This window comes from Desulfoferula mesophila (assembly GCF_037076455.1).
GTDB classification, from domain to species: Bacteria; Desulfobacterota; Desulfarculia; order Desulfarculales; family Desulfarculaceae; genus Desulfoferula; species Desulfoferula mesophila.
This window is the reverse complement of sequence record NZ_AP028679.1, coordinates 2,631,400-2,648,873: the sequence shown is the minus strand read 5'-3', so window position 1 is coordinate 2,648,873 and position 17,474 is coordinate 2,631,400. Positions and strand designations below refer to the sequence as shown.

Sequence of the window (17,474 nt, the reverse complement as noted above, 5' to 3'; positions counted from 1 at the left end):
CCCGGCCGGGGCTTAGCTGTTTTGCAAGGCCTTTTGCTCGGCCTTGCGGACGATGCCCTGTATTTCACTCAGGGAGAAAGGCTTGGCTACGAAGTCGAACACCCCTCCCTGGAAAGATTTTTTGGCGGTATCCATGGTGGCGAATCCGGTGATGACGATGACCTCGGTGCCCGGCGATATTTTTTTGACCTGCTCCAGGAAGCCCAGGCCGTCCAGGCCTTCCATTTTGATGTCGGTTATCACCACGTCGAAGTGCTTTTGGCGCACCCTCGCCAGGGCCTCATCGCTGCGGATGAAGGTTTCCACCTCGTAGCCGCTCTTCTCCAGGTTGGGCTGGAGACGTCGGCAGACGATGGGTTCATCATCCAGGATGAGAACCTGTGTTTTTGCTTCTCCGCTCATGACTCCGCTCCCTTCAGGATTTGACGGCCAACTCGGGGCCGTCGTTAAACTTGAAAAATTCATCTAGGTACTGATCTATCTGAGCATCGTTTTGCATCTTCACGTCCAGTTGGCGGCTGTAGGAAACCAGGCGACCCAGCAGACGCATTTTTTCGATCATCACCTCGGCGGGCAGCTTTTTGATGCGTCCCACCACCAGATCGCCGCGCACCTCGGTACGGAAGTCGTCGTGAGCCAGCACCTCGGCTAGTAGCTTGGCCCGGCGGGTGCGGCGGGTAAGATCGGTAACTCCACCCAGGAAGCGGAAGTAGATGTAGTTGGCGCTGATCTCGTCGGCGATGTAGGCGTCGATAATGTTGAAGTGGTAGCCCAGGCGCAGATTGAGATTGAGGTATTCTCGGGAAACCACCGCCAGGTTCTGGCCCACCTCGCGGGGGGAGGTGAGGGAGTTGGCAAAGGTGCGGGTGACGCTGGACATGAAGCTGCCCAAGTCCACGGACATGGGCTGGGTGCTCCACAAGCCCGGCTCGGCCATGCCCTCCAAGAGAGCCCGGCCGGGCCGGGAGGTGATCTGCTCCACGGTTACCTGGCGCGCCTGCTCCGGCGCGTCCAGCCCGCCGCCGATGTCGATGATGGTAAGGCCCAGGGGCAGGTCTATCTTCAGGTTCTTGGCCGTGGCTCCCGGGTGGTAGTGCTGGTCGATGTTGGTTATCTCTTCCACCGCCTTTTCATGGACAAAACGGGTTATGTCGTGCAGGGTCTTGCAGCCGCGGGGGGTGAAATCCTTGTCCTGGGGGTCCACCAGGTTCAAGGGCGCGATGCGCCGGAGCACCCGGCGCAGCTGGCGGAACTCCTGGGATTCCTCGAACATGTCCTCGGTGAACTGGAAGTAGCACAGCTCCTTCACCGTGCCCTCGTAGACCACGTTCTGCTCCGCGTCGATGGTCACCTCCATTCCGGGCCTGAGAATGTGGGTGGCCACGCCCGTGTTGACTATGGTGGGCACGCGAAACTCCCGGGCGATGGTGGCCAGGTGCCCGGTGGGCGTGCCCACGTCGGTGATCACCCCATGGGCCCGCCCCATGACCCGACCCAGGCGGGGCGAGGTGAAGCGGGTCACCAGGATGGCCCCGTCGGGAAACTCGTCCAGGTCTTCGTCGCGCTCCACCAGGTAGACCGGCCCGGTGCCTATGCCCCGCTGGGCCACCGCCCCCCGCCCACTGAACAGCACCGGACGCTCTTTGAGCACCTCGGCGATGTTGCAGACCAGCTGGGTCACCTGGGACTTGAGGTTCAGGGGCCGCACCTGCAAGATCACGAATTCGCCCCGGCCATCCAGGGCCCACTCGATGTCCTGGGGGGTCTTGAAATAGTTTTCGATGTGGTGGGCCATCTCGGCCAGGCGCGCCATTTGATCCGTGTTGAGGGCCGGGGCCGACTCCAGCGCCGCCTCCACCGGCCGCACGGCGATGCCCCCGCCCGGCTGGGCCTGTAGGCGCTGGTGCTTGCGTACCACGTCCAGGCCCAGCACCTGATGAGGCGGTTGGCGGCTGACCCGGTATTGGTCCGCCGCGGTACGCCCCCCTACCACCGGCTCGCCCAGGCCATAGCCGGCCGAGATCAACATGTAGTCCTTTTCCGGGTGCTGGGGGTCCAGGGTGTAGAGCACGCCGGCGGCCTGGGCGTCCACCATGAGCTCGCAGCCCACGGCCATGGCCGTCAGGTCCTCGGCGGCGTTCCAGCGCTGGCTGTACTCCAGGGCCCGGGCGCTGTAGCCGCTGGCCACCACCTCCCGGTAGGCCTCGGCCAGTTGGTCGGGCTCCACTCCCAATAGGGAGCGGAATTGGCCGGCGAAGGAAAGGTCGCCGTCCTCGCCGGAGGCGCTGCTGCGCACGGCAAAGGTCTTAACCCCGCCCGGGGCTTCGCCGAGCAATCGCTGGGCCGCCAGGCGCATGTCCCGTTCCAGGCCGGGGGGAAGCTCCGCCTCCATCACCAGGGGGCGCAGGGCCTCGGCGGCTTGGCGGCTGGTGATCTCACCCGAGCGCCAGCGCTCCAGCCAGGGCTGCAACCGCCGCCGCAGGCCGGCGTGCTCCATGAAGTCGCCAAAGGCCCGGGTGGTGACGGTGAAGCCCGGCGGGGTGGGCACGCCCAGCACCCGGCCCACCTCGGCCAGCCTGGCGTTCTTGTTGCCCACCGCCTCCAGCGCGTCGGAGCCCACCTTGGCCATGGGGATCACGTAGGGGGTCTGGGGGATCAGCAGGCGGCCCGCCAGATCGGCGTCGATCTGGTCGGCGATGGCTTGGAAGGATTCATAGAGGCCCAGGTACTTGCGGGGCGCGATCTTGTTCATCTCCATGATGATCTGCTGCACCAGTTCCTTGGCCGTCTGGGCGGAAGAAATGATGTACTGGCGGTCAAAGATAAAATGCCCCCCCATCTTATCGCCCATGTCGGCCATGAGCTCCAACACCTCGTTGTTGAGCTCCAGTATTTTCTGGAACCCCTCGAAGGTGACGGCAAAGGGCACCCGCGCCTGGCGCGCCTGTCCTTTGGCCTTGTTCAGGCGGTCTAGTATGTTGACCAGCCAGCTCATCCGCTCTCCCCGATCGGGACCCTAATGGGCCCCGCCGCCTCCCTTGAACAAAATGGAAGTGACCAGCCCTCCCACCAAGGCCAGCAGAGCCGCCAGAACTCCGTAGAGCAGGCCGTAGTTGTAGGCCAGGGAGGACAACAGGGCCGGGAAGCCCACCTCCTGGGCTTTCACCGGCTGGGCCGGGCCGGAGGTGATTTGGCCCTGGGAGTCGCGCGCAAAGGCTTGCACCTGGTAGGTGCCCTGGGGTAAGCGGGCGGGGAGTTCAAAGGCGCATGAAAATGGTTGCAAGCCGTTTTGCTCCGAGCCCAGGCTCACCCCCTGGGGGGAGAGGTTGTAGAGCCCCTCGCTTTGCTTGATTCTAACCAGCTCCTTGAACAGCTCGGCCGGATCGGAATGGCCGTCCTTGATGCGCACCATGGCTTGCAGGTGGTCCAGGCCCAGTTTGAAATCATCGGGCGAGCCGCCGGAGCCCTGATAAAGGTAAACCGAGGGGGCTCCGTGGAAGGCCACCTCCTCCCGGTTCATCCACAGGAAGCCCCACAAGCGGCTTTTGATGCGGAAGTCCATATCGCTGGGCGCGCTGAACAGGATCACGGCCACCTGGCTGCCGGCCGGAGCCTGGCCATCCACCCGCAGGCGCGCGCCGTCAAAGAAGGTGTTGATGTCTACCTGGGAAGGCTGCAGGGAAACGCTGAGCGCGGGCGGGGCCGCGCCGGCGGGCACGGCCGCCAGGAGCAGCAACCCGAGCAGACCCAGGATCGTCAGGCGAGCGGCGCGCATTTTAGTGACCTCCCACGTAGCTCAAGAGGAAGGCCGGATGCAGCAGCAGGTCCAGGAGCATCTTGCCCATAACCAAAAGGACCACGCAGGCCAGGATCAGCTTGAGCTGCTCCCCTTGCAGTTTTCGGCTGAGCTTGGCCCCGACCTGGGCCCCCAGGGTGGAGCCGACGAGCAGGATCAGGGCCAACACGAAGTCCACGGTGTGGTTGGTGCGGGCCTGCATGATCGTCACCACCACGCAGGTGAACAGGATCTGGAACAGGCTGGTGCCCACCACCACGTGCATGGGCATGCGTAGCAGATAGACCATCACCGGCACCATGATGAAGCCGCCGCCCACCCCCATGATCGCGGCCAGCACCCCCACGAAGACTCCCAGCACCACCGGCAGGATCATGGAGAGTTCGATGCCCGATTTCTCGAAGTTCATTTGCAGAGGCAGGCGCTGCATCAGCTGGGCGTAGCGCGATTCGCGCTTGGGGCTTGCCTCGGCCGCCACCGCCTTGGAGCGGCGCAGGTTCTGGATGGTCTCCAGCATCATGTAGCCGCCCACGAAGCCCAGCATCAACACGTAGGTGATCTTGATCAGGAAGTCGGCGTTACCCGTGGCGCGCAGTATCTTGATGACCTGCACCCCCAGCACCCCGCCCAGGGTGCCGCCCACCAAGAGCAGGATGCCCATCTTGAAGTCCACGTTGCCAAGGCGGTAATGGGCCAGGGTTCCCGAGGTGGAGGCGCCCACGATCTGGTTGGAGTCCGAGGCCGCCGCCACCGTGGGCGGGATGCCCACCATGATGAGCAAGGGGGTCATCAAAAAGCCTCCCCCCACCCCGAACAAGCCCGAGAGCAGGCCCACCAGCCCGCCCATGGCGAAAACCATCACTACGTTTACGCTGTTTCCCGCGATGGGCAGATACAGGTGCCAAGGCATGTTTACTTCCTTTCCGTAACCACGCTAGCCTCGCGCTGCTGGACCACCTCTATGTGGCAATCCACCCGCAGGCGAATGTTCTCCAGATTTCTGCGGAACTGCTTCATGGCCGGCTCGCCGCCGTCCTTGGGCTGGCCGACCACCAGGAGGGTGATCGCGTTCTGCTGAATGAAACGCAGCGCCTCGTTCTCCAAAAGTCCTTCACTGACGAAATACTCCAGGCCGAGTCCCTCGGAGCGGGCCTGGTCGATGAGCTGCTCCAAGCGGGCGATCAGGTTGCGCTCCCCTGGGGCCTCGCCCTGGGAGTTGGGACGTTTTACCAGTAAGATGTAGATCTTGGCCTGTATTCGCTTGGCCAGGTTCACGGCGTGGATGCCCGGAGCGAGATCGCTCTCTTGCGCATCGATACCTACCAGTATCCGCTCCATGACCCTCTCCCTGCAGGTTGCAACACCATTGAGCAAGAAGCAGACCAAAGCGCAACATATTGTTTTTATGGTATATTTTGTGAGATATCAGGGGAGGGGGCCTGACCGCGTTCCAAAATGAAACCGGCGGGGTGTATCGGAGAAAACTACTGGTTTATATTCAGATTAATCATCTAGGAGGGCTGGGGTGTTTGTTTCATTTTGAAAAGAACAAGCGCTCAATCTTCCAGGCCGAACTTTTTCAGCTTGCGCCAGAGGGTGGTGCGGGGCATTCCCAAGATTTCGCAGGCCAGCCCTTTGTTGTTGCCGGTTTTGGTGATCACCTTGGCGATGTGGCGGCGCTCGATCTCTTCCAGGGATTGCAACTCCTCGCCCTCATAGGTGCGGAATTCCAAATCGCGCAGGTCCGGCGGCAGGTCGGCCACCCGCACGATCCGGTTGTCACACAGGGCCACGGCCCTTTCGATAATATTCTCCAACTCCCGCACGTTGCCGGGAAAGCTGTAACTCATCAGCAGTTCCATGGCCTCGGCGGATATGCGGGGCTCGGCCTTGCCGCAGGCCTGGCTGTAGCGCTGGCTGAAATGCGCCGCCAGCAGGGGGATGTCCTCCCGGCGCTCGCTCAAGCGGGGCAGGCGCAGGGTGACCACGTTGAGGCGATAAAAGAGGTCCTCGCGCACCATGCCTTCGGCCACGGCGTTTTTCATGTCGCGGTTGGTGGCCGAAATTATGCGAATGTCCAGACTGATGGGCTTGGTTCCGCCCACCCGCATGATGCGTTTGTCCTGCAGGACGTGCAGCAGCTTGACCTGCATGGACAGCGGCATTTCGCCGACCTCGTCCAGAAAGACCGTGCCGTGGGCGGCGGACTCCAGCAAGCCGATCTTGGTGGCCGAGGCGCCCGTGTACGATCCCCGTTCATGACCGAACAGCTCGTTGGCGATCAGGTCCTCGCTGAAGCCGCCGCAGTTGAAGGCCACAAAGGGACGTTCCGCGCGGGGGCTCAGGTCGTGGATGGCCCGCGCCGCCAGTTGCTTGCCCGTGCCGCTCTCGCCCTCGATGAGCACGTTGCATTCCACCAGGGCCACCTTCTGGATCATCGAGTAGAGCTCGCGCATGGCCGGGCTGGCCCCGATGAAACGCTGGAAGCTGCTTTGGCGCTCCACCTCTTTCTTGAGTCGCCGGTTCTCCTCCTTGAGCTTGATCTTCTCCAGGGCGCTGTCGGCCAGGTGGGTGATTTCCTGTAGTTGGAAGGGCTTGGCGACGTAGTAATAGGCGCCCTGCTTGATCGCCTGGATGGCGGTGTCCATGGACCCGTGGCCGGTGAACACGATCACTTCACAGCCCGGCTTGAGGCTTCGGGCCTGGCGCAACACCTCCAACCCGTCGATGCCGGGCATGCGCAGGTCGGTGAAAACGATATCAAACGGATGGGTTGGCAGGCGCTGGAGGAAAGAGCTTCCCTCCCCAAAGCACTCGACCTCATAGCCCTCTTTTAGCAGGGCGCGCTGCAATCGCCGGCAGACAATGGGCTCGTCGTCTATAACGGCTATGCGGGCCTTCACTGCACTGAATCTCCCTCGGGGCGGCTCACCGGCAAATACACGGAAAAGGTGGTGCCCTGTCCGGCTTCGCTTTTCACCTCGATGTAGCCGCCATGTTTTTTGACCAAACCATAGGTTACCGACAGGCCCAACCCCGTGCCCTGGCCTACCTCCTTGGTGGTGTAGAAGGGGTCGAAGATGTTTTCCAGGTCCTCGGGCAGGATGCCCTTGCCGGTATCGGACACGTCCACCCTCAGGAAGTCGTTGGGTTCCAGAGTCGCGGCCACGTTGATGGCGCCACCGTCCGGCATGGCTTGCACCGCGTTTAGCAGCAGGTTCAAGAACACCTGCTGCAAATTGCGCAGGCTGCCCTTGATGGGAGGAAGGTCGGCCGGAACCTGGGTTTGCAGGGCAATGCCATCCACCATAATTTGATTCTTTACCAATTTGTACGTACTGTCCAGCACTTCCCTTATGGTGAAGCTGCTGAACTGGGGACGGTCCATACGGGAAAAGTCCAACAAGTTTTTTACGATGTCGCTGGCCCGGTCGGCTTGGTTGAGTATGTCCAGCCCCAACTCGCTGGTGTCGACGGGAGTGAGGTTTTCCACGTCGTCCAGCAAGGTTTCCGCGGTGAGGCGAATGTTGTTGATGGGGTTGTTCAACTCGTGGGCGATGCCCGAGGTGAAGGTGCCGATGGCGGCTATCTTGCGCGACTGCACCAGTTCCTCCTGGCGGGTTTCAATTTCTTCAGCCATTCGGTTGAAGGCCTTGACCAGATCGGACACTTCGTTATGGCGGCGAGGTTTGAAGTCTATGGGATGGAAATCACCCTTGGCCACCCGTTCGGTGTTGCGCTGGATGAGCGCCAAGGGCCGCAAGATATTACGGGTCACCAACAAGCCTATCCCCAGCAACACCAAAGTGAATATTCCCAAAAAGGCGGCGGGAATTACCATGGTGTGTTGCAGGGCTTGGTGGATGCGCTGCCGCTTGTAGCGCAGCAGCTTTTGGGCGAACTGCACCATCTGTTGCCCTTCACGGCGGATGAGCACCAGGTCAAAGGGGTCCTCTACAGTGCCTTGCAAGCGGATGGTGTCTGCCAGAACCTTGTCATAGGCGCTCAAGCTGGCCAGAAAGCGGGAGTATTCCGCATTACCCGCCACCCGCAACATGTCATCGCTCAGCTTGCCGGCCATGACGCGGGTCCGCTCCAGGAAGCGGACCGCTTCCCCCAGGTCTTTTGGGTCCCGGAAGATAATGTAGTTTTTTTCAAAGCGCCGCACCTCGAGTACATCGTTGAGCAGGCTGTAGAAGTTCTCCAGCAGGTCGAATTTTTCCCTTAGATCGACCACATGCCAATAGTGATATCCGGTCAGACCAACGCCCAAAACCAGGCAGACCAAAAAGATGCCGATTATTCGGCCGCGAATGGTGTGTTTCACGTCAACTCCCTTAGTTCCAAGGGAAACGAAATGCCACCCTGCTTGGTTCAAACTAGCAAACTCCGTGCCGTAAATGACGTTTTTACTCGTCCTGCCTTTTGGGGGAGGGGTCAGGTGTCAATCGGCATTGAAAACTGACCCGGGGTAGGCGTTGAAAATTGACCCACCTCTCTGCGTGGTAGTTTGGCCCCCGTTGGGGGCTTTTGTGTTTGTGGTCCCTGGTCAGGACCTGCTCTTGAGCCTCCAGCTTTCGTTTCCGGTTTCGATGATGTCGCAGTGATGGGTCAGGCGATCCAAGAGGGCGGTGGTCATCTTGGCGCTGTGGAAGACCTGGGTCCATTCCCCAAAGGCCAGATTGGTGGTGATGATGATGGAGGTCCGCTCGTAGAGCTTGGACACCAAGTGGAAGATGAGCTGGCCGCCGTTCTTGGAAAAGGGCAGATAGCCCAGTTCGTCCAGCACCACCAGGTCCATGCGGGCCAGCTTGTCGGCCAGCCTCCCGCCCTGGCCTTCCAGCTTTTCCCTCTCCAGGTCATTGGCCAGGTCCACCAGGTTATAGAAACGCCCCTTGCAGCACTCCTTGACCGCCTGGCGGGCGATGGCGATGGCCAAGTGGGTCTTGCCGCTACCGGTGCCTCCGATGAAGATCAGATTACGGCGGTCGCTCACGAAACTGCCCTGGTAAAGGTGGCGGATGTGCTCTTCATTCACCGGTGAGTCTTTAAAATCGAAGCTGTCCAGGTCCTTGCCCATGGGAAATTTGGCTTGGGAGAGACGGTAGCGGATGGAGCGCAGGCGCCTTTCGGCCTCCTCGGCCTGCAAAAGCTCCAGCAAAATCCTCTCCGGTCCCCAGCGGTTCTTGATCCCCTCGGGCAGCAGCTCGGGATAGATGGACTGCATGCCATTGAGTCTCAGCCGCTTCATGGCCTGCATCACATCCTCACGCGTCATGGCGGGCCTCCAGGCGCAGGAGGTCGTACCGGCCACAATCGGCCACCGGCTCGTGCTTGAGGATCAGATGGCCGGGAAGCTCCAGGCGGGGATGGTCATCCTGGTCCTGGGACCGATGCAGGATGTTTAGGATGATCTCCTGGCTCACTGCCTTCTGGACCAAGGCCTCCCGGCAGGCTGCGGCCACCGCTTCCAGGCCATGACTGGGCACCGCGGCCAGAATGGACACAAACTGACGGTCCCAATCGGAAAACCTTTTCAGATAAGATTTCACCCTTTCCAGGGGGCGGGGCAGCTCCCAGTCCATAAAGGGGGCACCATTGCGCAGGGCGCCCGGCTTTCTCTCCAGCACCGTCAGATAGTGCCAGGGATCGAAGATCATCTTGTCCCGGCCAAAGTTCCGCTGGTGACGGCCCACCACCTGGCCCTGGCTCACTATGACGACGTGATCGGCATAGGCTTTGATCTGCACCGTCTTGCCCACCTGGGTGCACTCCACGCTGTAGCGATTGCGGTCAAAGCTCACCAGGCCGTAGCTGGACACCCTGGTGTTTTCCTCTGAGTAGCCGTCAAAGGGACGCCCCACCTTGATCAGGTGCTCCCGCTCCTGCTCAAAAACCTCCCAAACCGTCTTGCCGGGAATGCTGGGGTGCCTGCGGCCCATGGCCCAGGCCACACATTGGTCCCGTAGCCAGCGGTTAAGCTCGGCAAGATCCTTGGCCTTGGGCCGGGGAGTGAAAAAGCGGCGGCGCACCAGACCCACCTGGTTTTCCACCTGACCTTTCTCCCAGGCCGCGCCGGGGGTGCAAAACACCGGCTCATAGAGATAGTGAGAGCAAAGCTGGATGAAGCGAGGATGAAACACTCGTTTTTTGCCCCGCTTGATTTTGCTCACCATGGTCTTGGGATTGTCGTAGATGCCCTGGGAGCAGACCCCGCCGAAAAAGGCGAAGCCCCGCCGGTGGGCGTCAAAGAGCATCTCCTGGCTTTGGCGGGGATAGGCCTGGACCAGAAACAGACGGCTGTGGCAAAGCCGGATCTGGGCCAAATTGACCTTTACCGTCACTCCATCCAACTCGGCCTGGTCCTCGCTCCAATCAAACTGAAACGCCTGTCCCGGCCCAAAGCTCAGTGGTATGAAAACCGGCGCGGCCAGCCTCTTGTGCTCATCCCGCCACCGGCCCACGTAGCGCCGCACGCTGTCGTAGCCACCCTCGTAGCCCAGCACCACCAGATCCTCAAAAAGCACCTGGGCCGAGCGCCGCCGCTTCTGGGGAAGCTTCTGGTCCTCCGCCAGAAAGCCTTCCAAATCTTTAATGTATTCCCCCAGCTTGGGGTAGGGCTGGTGACCGCGCTGGTAGCTAAACTCGGTCTCGTCTCCGCGCAGTACCTTGCGGACCGTATTACGAGAGAGCCGCAGCTCCCGGGATATGGACCGGATGGACTTACCCTGCCTGTGCTTCAGCCTGATCTTGCCGATTGTTTCCACCGTCAGCATCTCCTCGGGTACCTCCCTTCGCCAAACAACGAAGGGTGACCCCTGGCTGAGGGTGGGTCAATTTTGGACGCCGATTACTAACAAAACTGGGTCATTTTTGCATGCCGATTCACATCAGGTTTCAGGTTCAGGAGTGTGACTGCACTGGATGGGCGACGCTGGACAGGTGCTGTTATTCGGCGGCTGCCCGACGAACACCACACGGAACTTAATTAACACTGCCTTAAAGGAGAATTGATATGACCCCCCGCAAAGCCATCAGAGAACAGTGCCTCTATTGTATGTGCGGCAGTCACGTCCTGGTTAGGGAGTGCACCTCCGTGGATTGTCAACTCCATGTGTACCGCCTTAACAGGCTGCCGGACGGGGTCAAAAACAGGGCCCTGCTAGAGATCAATAAATTTTGTTTAAGCTGCGCCGGCTCGCCATCCAGCGTGGCTCGATGCAACGGCCACATGCTCTACGATGAGGACTGTTGCCTGCATGGATTCAGAAAAGGCACCAATCCCCGGCGGAAGGGGGTCGGTGGCAGGCCGCCAGAAGAATTTTTCTTCGGGACTCGCGGGCCGATTTGTCCCACAGAATCGACAATCCTGAACGGCGAGGGGTTGGGGTAGGGGTAAACGAATGAACTGCCCTGCCTGCAACAGCTTCCAGGTGCATGTCCTGGCCACCCAGGGCACGGCTGACCGGGTGGTGGAGGAGCTGGCTACATCACCCTGCTCACATCTGAGCTGCTGGCCAAGCATACCGGCGTGATCGTTGCCGATGTCGAGGGCAACGTCAACAACTCCATCGAGGAGGCCCTGAAGCTCATCGAGGAACGGCGGGCCAAGCGGGCAAGGCTAGAAAAAAATTGAGGGAGGGGTTACAAGATCGAACGGGCTATCCAATTAGCCTGTGAACCTTTCTTCTCTGAGTGTGGTCATTCTGGTCAAGGGCAAAATTTATCAATAGGCCTTTTCCTTTTTTCCGGACAAAGCCAGTTTAAGGGCGATCGCGCTTTCAAGCTTCTCTTCGCGCTCAGTTAAGACCCGGCGCATGGATGTGGATCGAGAATTGGCGCCCCTCATCTTAGCAACGTGGTCCCGGCCACAAGCAAGTATTTCAGGTTCGACGCCAATCCTCGAATAGCGCGTTCGCTTTTTTTAGGCCAACAATCTCCTTTTTGCTCAGGCCACGACTGGGTATTTGGAGTTATAAACTTCTCCGGTGGTCAATAGCTTGTGGGCCAGGACTAGAAGTCTTCTGGCCAAGGCAACTGCAGCCACCTTCTTTCCCCGCTTCACAATCAGCCTGCGGGACCATTTACGCAAAGGGATCGTGAGATTCTTACTGCGCATGGCCGCCCAGGCGGCCTGCACCGCGAAATAGCGCATCAGACTTCGTCCCTGGCGGGTTATCCCTCCCCGGCGTTGCACCGCTCCGCTGTCACGGGACGAGGGGATCAGACCGGCATAACTGGCCAGCTGATTTGAGCGCCTGAAACGCTTTATGTCATCTATGCCGCTGAGAATGCCCAGGGTGACGATGGGGCCGAAACCGGGCATCTCCAGAAGCAGTTGCGCCTCAGGCCAACAGCTCAACTCCTCATGGACCAAGGCATCAAACTCCTGCCTTTGCTGCTCCAAGTGGTCCCAGATGCTGCGTTGGGTGATCAGGAATGGCTTCATCCAAATGGGCACCGCCGGATTATCAAGGACTTTTTCCCAGTGGCTATCCTTGGGCCATTGGGCCTTTTTCATCTCCACCCCAACCGAACGCAGCATGGCCTTTACTGCGTTTACCGTCATATTGCGCTGCTTGAGAATTTGCTGCCGAGTCTGCATCAAAGAGCGGGCCCGACGTGCTTTTTCTCTAGGCACATTGACCGCGATTCGCTCAGCCAAGCCACCTCGCAGCCCATCGGCAAGGGCCCGGGCATCGTGGCGGTCGCTCTTCTTCTTACTGTCGGCGATCATTTTGAATTGACGGGCGTCGACCACGATGGGCTCAATTCCAGCCTCACGCAACACATCCACCACCCACCAGGTCATGGAGCCAGTTTCAAGAGCAACCGCTATTTCGTCTTTGGGCCAACGATGGATTGCATCAAGCCATCCAGTTTCACCGCTGGGAACCGTACCCCGGTGGATGACTTTGCCCTCCTGATCCAAAGCGCAAAAAGTCGTGGTCTTCTTGTGAATGTCCATGCCAACATAAATCATGGTCAACCCTCCCTTTAATGGTCTCTAAGTACCCAAGACCATTGTCCCAAAGCGGGGGGATGACCACACTCATCTCATCTTAGCACTACCCAAAGTCCTGTCCAGAAAGTGAGTGCTTAGCTTGCACAACCCATATGAAGCACCCCCTAGCCATGACTTGGTCCAGATTTGTGGCCTCGCGCCCCCTACACCTCATTGCGATGGGACTATCATGCTGCCCTTCCCTTGTTGCAGAATTTGGGGGAGATCAAAATGAACAAGAATTAACCCTAGAACATGATAAATTGATCGGGAGCAGATCAGCTAGTTTGAGGACTCTTGGCATATTAGTGCAACGGGAAGACCTCACTATCTTGAACGAAATTTGACGCCTTCATGCAAAACGGGGCCGCATTTAGTTATGCGTAATGCGAACCTCCAAGCACAACCCAGGGAGAGGAAGATTGAATTTCCACTGGGGCGTATTGATTACGGCAAACTCGAGAAGGTACTGAGCTTTTGGTCTGGTTGTTGCGGTATTGGTGGGCCCCTAGAGGAAAATCTCAAGGGTGCGGTGCTCGCCGTGGCCCACGCAATCGAGGAAACGAAGTCTTTCGATAAACAAAGTGCCTCTTTCCTTTTTGAGCCCTATGATTTTTGTTTAGCAGTAACCATTGAATTTCCCAAACACATATCGCTTCAAAACGGTGGTGAATTAACACCGGCCGCCCTCGCCCAGGCCGTGCAAGGAGCAGACAGGGTCCTCTGGCACGAGGAGTCCGGTCGGGTCTTCCTTAGGCTTGCACAGTTCACCCGGGCCGAAGGGCGGATCGGGGAGCTGTACTTTCTTAACTTGCGCCCTGGCGTGGCCAAAGGGGTTGTTGTTTCTTCGGCTCCGGACGGCTCGGGAGTGCTCTCCCGGGAAAAGGCCGAACAAATCCTTCGCCTCCCGCCCATGGGCATGGCCGCGGTCCAGGCCATGGACGGCAATACCTCCTTGCGGGATATTTACCGAGAACTCGTGAGCCGGTTCGGTTTGTTTCAGCCAAGGCAGCTCGGAGGCTTGGTGGAGCAATTGTACAAAGCGGGGATGATCGTCCTGGGCCAGCGTCTTTTCCGAGAAGAGGCGAAAAGTACTTGGTGGCGCCGCCTGAACCACCTACTCACGCTGGACCTGCCAATACGCAACAGTTCCGAACGCATGGCATGGCTGGGCCGGTCCTTAGGCTGGCTCTATGGCCGATCCATGTTGCCGTTCTGGGTCTCCTTCGTGGTGGTTTCTCTAATCATCTTCAATTTTAATCTCGACGAGTACCATCATGTTTTTGAAAATCCCATCAAGGTGTTGGGTTGGCTCTCCTTCTGGGGCCTGTTGGCCTTTTACCTTTGCCTGGGTTTGATCGTTGTGATCCACGAGCTATCCCACGCCCTGACCTGCCAGCGCAATGGGGGCACGGTGGGTTGCTTTGGCTTCATGGTCTACTACGGGTGCATTATGGCCTACTGCGATACCAGCGCCTCTTGGGGTTTTGCGGATAAATGGCGGCGCATGGCGGTCTCCTTTGCCGGGCCCATGTCCAACCTGGTCATGGCCTGCGTATTGGCCTGGATGGAGCTAGCCCTCGTCCGAATTGGAGCCACTGGGGCCGGCCACTTTTGCGGAGCTTTGGCCATGATCTCCATGTTCTTGGCCGTGTTCAACCTGTTGCCGGTGCTGAAACTGGACGGATATTACATCCTCGCCGATTTTACCGGGTTGCCCAGGCTCAAAAGCGACTCTCAGACTTATCTCATGAATGTGCTGCGCAGGCGCCCAATGCATTGGGAAAAACCGTTGAGCAAAGTGCAGCGGATGACGCTGGTTGGATATGGAGTTATCTCACCACTGTTTGGGCTGGGATTGTTGGGACTGCTGGCCTGGAAGCTATCCTATAACCCCTTTTACCAGGTACATCGCTATTGGTTCTGGTTTGGTGTTGTCCTACTTGTGGCCACTATTGCGCAAAAAATCTTTCAGGCCGGTCACAACTGTTATGTCAAGAGGCGATTGCACGAAATCCTTATAAAGTGCTAGCATTCGTATGGAAAACCTGACCAAAACAAATAAGCCTCTATCGGTTAGGAGTATTACCATGGACCTGAATAGCCTATTTGCGGATATCTTTGCTGATGCCGAACTCAAGGCCCGGTTCATAGCCGACCCCCGTGCCGTGTTGGAGGAAAAGGGCGCCGCACCGCCGGCTGGCGTGGAACTAAAGGTCCTGGAAGACACCGCCTCGGTTCGCCATATTGTCCTGCCTTATCTGGACCAGGACACTCCTCTCACGGCTGAGGAATTGGAGAAAAGGGCCACGTTTACTAAATTTGGGCTTTGTGCGTAGCTACGCGCTCCCAATAATCCACCCGGCCCTATATGCGTGGCCTGGGTTGCCGTGGCGACCCGCATGGCTGAACATTGATACCTAAACACCTAGTGGATGTGAGAGGGCCCAAGAGGCGGCGTCCCAGAGAGGCAATCCCGCAAGGCATATCCTCCCGTGGCCAAAGAAGCCACCCGTCCCTAAGCGCCAAAGTGTCGAGTCCGCCGGAAAAACCAAAACCTGCGCCAGTAACAAGGTGATGGCACAAGTACTTCCTGAGCCTGAATTTCATCATCATAAGGATTATTCCCCAGAGGGCACAGTTGCGCGAATAAGGGGAATTCTAGAAAATCTTGGCTTCCAAGACCTGAAGCCGTGTTCCCGCTACCATCCCCAGCCCAGGTGTCACTCCCTATTGATAGCGGACCCAGGGTTACCCATTTACACGGCCAATGGGAAGGGCGTCACCCCGGAACTAGCCCTGGCCAGCGCCTTTGGCGAGTTCATGGAACGGCTGCAATGCGTGCACTCCATGCGCACTACGCGTTTGGGGATGATGTTTTCAGGGCCGGATTTTTTCCACGACACCAAGCCGGTGCAGGTGGCGGAATTGTGGCGAGAAACGCCGGGACTCATGGCCGAGTTGATCGAAAGTCCCTCGGCCCTTTCCTGCGATACCCTGGATTGTCTTCCCTATTGGGACGTTTTCGCCGGAAGGGAGCGATTGCTGCCTTACCGCCTAATGCTATTGAATTGCACATCCACAGGGATGGCCGCAGGAAACACAGCCGGAGAGGCCTTGACTCAGGGAATCTGCGAAGTGATGGAGCGCTACCCGCTCCGACTACTGGTCCAGGCCCGGGTCCAGGCCATGCCAACCATCCCCCTGAAACAACTGCCCATAGGTTCACCCGGCATGTTGGCCATGCTGGAGGACCTGCGCAGGGCTGGGCTGGAGATCATCGTCAAGGACTGCACCCTGGATGGGAAAATTCCCGTACTGGCGGTTATTCTCATTGACCATGAACGAGACCGCTTTGGCTTGGACTACGGCTGCGACCCGGTATTCGAGATAGCCCTGGAACGCTGTATCACTGAACTTTATCAGGGACGTCGCGAGCTGCCCCACCGTTATTCAAGCTGGAGCAAGGGCCGGGATCTACCCCTGGCGTTGTTCGACAACATCCATGCGACTCTACCGTACCTGTTGCGAGATGCCCCGCCTGCCCCGTTCCGCAAGGCCTTTGCCCCGCCAGGGCAGTCCAATCACGCCTATCTGGCTTTCCTGATCAACCGTCTCAAGGAGATGGGTCACGCGCTCTATGCCCGCGACTTTTCTTTTCTGGGCTTCCCCAGCCATCATGTAATTATTGGTGAAATGTCCGCCCCGCGGCCGTTGACCACAGCCGACTGTTTTTTTCATTTTCATGAGACGAATGAGCTCTTATCCCTGATTTATCGTCTGTCTGAAGAAAGGGACGAAAACAGGGACGGGCTCGAAAGAATAGCTGAAATCTTGGCCCCTCGCGCTGTACGGGGGGATATTTACTCCAAAAGCTTCGAGGATCAGCTGAGCAAAAGCCTCATGCACGCCCCATTGGACGACCTTTGGTTTCCCCCACGGCTTTTCATGTCCTTTCTTTTTATCCACACGGGCCGATGGGAAGACGCCTTGCAACTCCTGCGTCAAGCCCCGCAGGAATCTGCCGACGAGAAGGTGATAGCGCTATGCGACCTGCTTGGGGATTATTGCTCCCTTAAGCTGGAAGGGGTGGATATCTCCATCATCTCGCAACTGCTTGAAGCTACCCATGGCCTAGGCCACTTTGGAGCGCAAATAAAGCGCCTGCTGGCCGGCGAGTACGCCAGTCTTTACTTTCGCGACCCACCAGAGGCCGAGGGACGGGCATGGAAAGGGATACCCTTGCCCCGCTGCATAAGCCTTTCTGCCTGTGCCGGCTGTCCATGCCGCAGGTTCTGCTATCCCAAACGTTTCCTGGAGCTAAGAGGTAGGCTCCAAAAAGCCTACCGGCCAATTTCGCAGCAGGAGTTCGGGCAGTCGCTTCAAACAATTTTGGCCGAAGCTCGAGTTCAATGCCTGCCCCGCAAGGGTTTAAGCAACATTTAAAGCTTGCCCCCGATTGACCTGCCTCCAATAAAGCGGTCCAGGTTTTAGGTTATGATTTTGAACCAAGAGATGGAGGTTGATGAAGGACAAGTAGCGGTATTTGGCCAAGCAGATAGGGGGCAGCCAGTGCTCATTTCCGGTGAACCTTGTGTGAATGGCGGAGTAAGTGCGGGACAGTTGGCGGTCTAAAACCGTGACACTTGTTTTAGAGATATAGTCCTGTTGTTC

13 protein-coding genes are annotated in these 17,474 nt (G+C 58.6%); 3 read left to right on the top strand and 10 right to left on the bottom strand.

Annotated elements, in window-relative coordinates:
• Positions 1-12: 12 nt before the first annotated feature.
• The 10 genes from AACH32_RS11925 to AACH32_RS11880 all read right to left on the bottom strand — a co-directional run bounded on the left by AACH32_RS11925 (position 13) and on the right by AACH32_RS11880 (position 12,779).
• Complete coding sequence (locus AACH32_RS11925) at positions 13-402, bottom strand: response regulator (RefSeq protein WP_338599638.1); 390 nt, start codon at positions 400-402, stop codon at positions 13-15.
• A 13-nt stretch (positions 403-415) separates the two neighbouring features.
• On the bottom strand, positions 416-2,995 hold the full coding sequence (locus AACH32_RS11920; RefSeq protein WP_338599636.1) for a PEP/pyruvate-binding domain-containing protein: 2,580 nt from the start codon (positions 2,993-2,995) through the stop codon (positions 416-418).
• Positions 2,996-3,016: 21 nt separating this feature from the next.
• The gene (locus AACH32_RS11915; protein ID WP_338599634.1) at positions 3,017-3,775 is read right to left on the bottom strand and encodes a TIGR02186 family protein; all 759 of its coding nucleotides are present in this window, start codon (positions 3,773-3,775) and stop codon (positions 3,017-3,019) included.
• Position 3,776: 1 nt separating this feature from the next.
• Positions 3,777-4,706 (bottom strand): sulfite exporter TauE/SafE family protein, encoded by a 930-nt coding sequence (locus AACH32_RS11910; RefSeq protein WP_338599632.1) that lies wholly within the window; start codon positions 4,704-4,706, stop codon positions 3,777-3,779.
• A gap of 2 nt (positions 4,707-4,708) precedes the next feature.
• Complete coding sequence (locus AACH32_RS11905; protein ID WP_338599629.1) at positions 4,709-5,134, bottom strand: universal stress protein; 426 nt, start codon at positions 5,132-5,134, stop codon at positions 4,709-4,711.
• 218 nt (positions 5,135-5,352) lie between these two features.
• Positions 5,353-6,699, bottom strand: a complete 1,347-nt coding sequence (locus AACH32_RS11900) for a sigma-54-dependent transcriptional regulator (protein ID WP_338599626.1) — start codon at positions 6,697-6,699, stop codon at positions 5,353-5,355.
• Complete coding sequence (locus AACH32_RS11895) at positions 6,696-8,123, bottom strand: sensor histidine kinase (protein ID WP_338599624.1); 1,428 nt, start codon at positions 8,121-8,123, stop codon at positions 6,696-6,698. Before AACH32_RS11895 ends, AACH32_RS11900 begins: the two co-directional genes overlap by 4 nt.
• 222 nt (positions 8,124-8,345) lie before the next feature.
• Positions 8,346-9,074 carry an IS21-like element helper ATPase IstB gene (gene istB / locus AACH32_RS11890; RefSeq protein ID WP_338599621.1) on the bottom strand — a complete coding sequence of 243 codons (729 nt, stop codon included), beginning with the start codon at positions 9,072-9,074 and terminating at the stop codon, positions 8,346-8,348.
• Positions 9,064-10,572 carry an IS21 family transposase gene (istA, locus tag AACH32_RS11885; protein ID WP_338599618.1) on the bottom strand — a complete coding sequence of 503 codons (1,509 nt, stop codon included), beginning with the start codon at positions 10,570-10,572 and terminating at the stop codon, positions 9,064-9,066. Before istA ends, istB begins: the two co-directional genes overlap by 11 nt.
• A gap of 1,172 nt (positions 10,573-11,744) precedes the next feature.
• A complete protein-coding gene (locus AACH32_RS11880; RefSeq protein WP_338606643.1) occupies positions 11,745-12,779 on the bottom strand; it encodes an IS110 family transposase in 1,035 nt (344 codons plus the stop codon).
• A 400-nt stretch (positions 12,780-13,179) separates the two neighbouring features.
• On the opposite strand from AACH32_RS11880, the gene AACH32_RS11875 reads away from it, so the two are divergent.
• The 3 genes from AACH32_RS11875 (at position 13,180) to AACH32_RS11865 (ending at position 17,246) form a co-directional block, all read left to right on the top strand.
• Positions 13,180-14,832, top strand: coding sequence for a metalloprotease (locus AACH32_RS11875; protein WP_338599616.1), 1,653 nt, complete (start codon positions 13,180-13,182; stop codon positions 14,830-14,832).
• A gap of 58 nt (positions 14,833-14,890) precedes the next feature.
• The gene (locus tag AACH32_RS11870; RefSeq protein ID WP_338599614.1) at positions 14,891-15,139 is read left to right on the top strand and encodes a nitrile hydratase subunit alpha; all 249 of its coding nucleotides are present in this window, start codon (positions 14,891-14,893) and stop codon (positions 15,137-15,139) included.
• Between the two features lie 238 nt (positions 15,140-15,377).
• Positions 15,378-17,246, top strand: coding sequence for a YcaO-like family protein (locus AACH32_RS11865; protein ID WP_338599612.1), 1,869 nt, complete (start codon positions 15,378-15,380; stop codon positions 17,244-17,246).
• Positions 17,247-17,474 lie beyond the last annotated feature (228 nt).

Bases quoted from the DNA above. Each gene is read 5' to 3' on its own strand.
- AACH32_RS11925 (WP_338599638.1), bottom strand. From the start codon at position 402: ATGAGCGGAGAAGCAAAAACACAGGTTCTCATCCTGGATGATGAACCC.
- AACH32_RS11920 (WP_338599636.1), bottom strand. From the start codon at position 2,995: ATGAGCTGGCTGGTCAACATACTAGACCGCCTGAACAAGGCCAAAGGA.
- AACH32_RS11915 (WP_338599634.1), bottom strand. From the start codon at position 3,775: ATGCGCGCCGCTCGCCTGACGATCCTGGGTCTGCTCGGGTTGCTGCTC.
- AACH32_RS11910 (WP_338599632.1), bottom strand. From the start codon at position 4,706: ATGCCTTGGCACCTGTATCTGCCCATCGCGGGAAACAGCGTAAACGTA.
- AACH32_RS11905 (WP_338599629.1), bottom strand. From the start codon at position 5,134: ATGGAGCGGATACTGGTAGGTATCGATGCGCAAGAGAGCGATCTCGCT.
- istB (WP_338599621.1), bottom strand. From the start codon at position 9,074: ATGACGCGTGAGGATGTGATGCAGGCCATGAAGCGGCTGAGACTCAAT.
- istA (WP_338599618.1), bottom strand. From the start codon at position 10,572: ATGCTGACGGTGGAAACAATCGGCAAGATCAGGCTGAAGCACAGGCAG.
- AACH32_RS11880 (WP_338606643.1), bottom strand. From the start codon at position 12,779: ATGATTTATGTTGGCATGGACATTCACAAGAAGACCACGACTTTTTGC.
- AACH32_RS11875 (WP_338599616.1), top strand. From the start codon at position 13,180: ATGCGTAATGCGAACCTCCAAGCACAACCCAGGGAGAGGAAGATTGAA.
- AACH32_RS11870 (WP_338599614.1), top strand. From the start codon at position 14,891: ATGGACCTGAATAGCCTATTTGCGGATATCTTTGCTGATGCCGAACTC.
- AACH32_RS11865 (WP_338599612.1), top strand. From the start codon at position 15,378: ATGGCACAAGTACTTCCTGAGCCTGAATTTCATCATCATAAGGATTAT.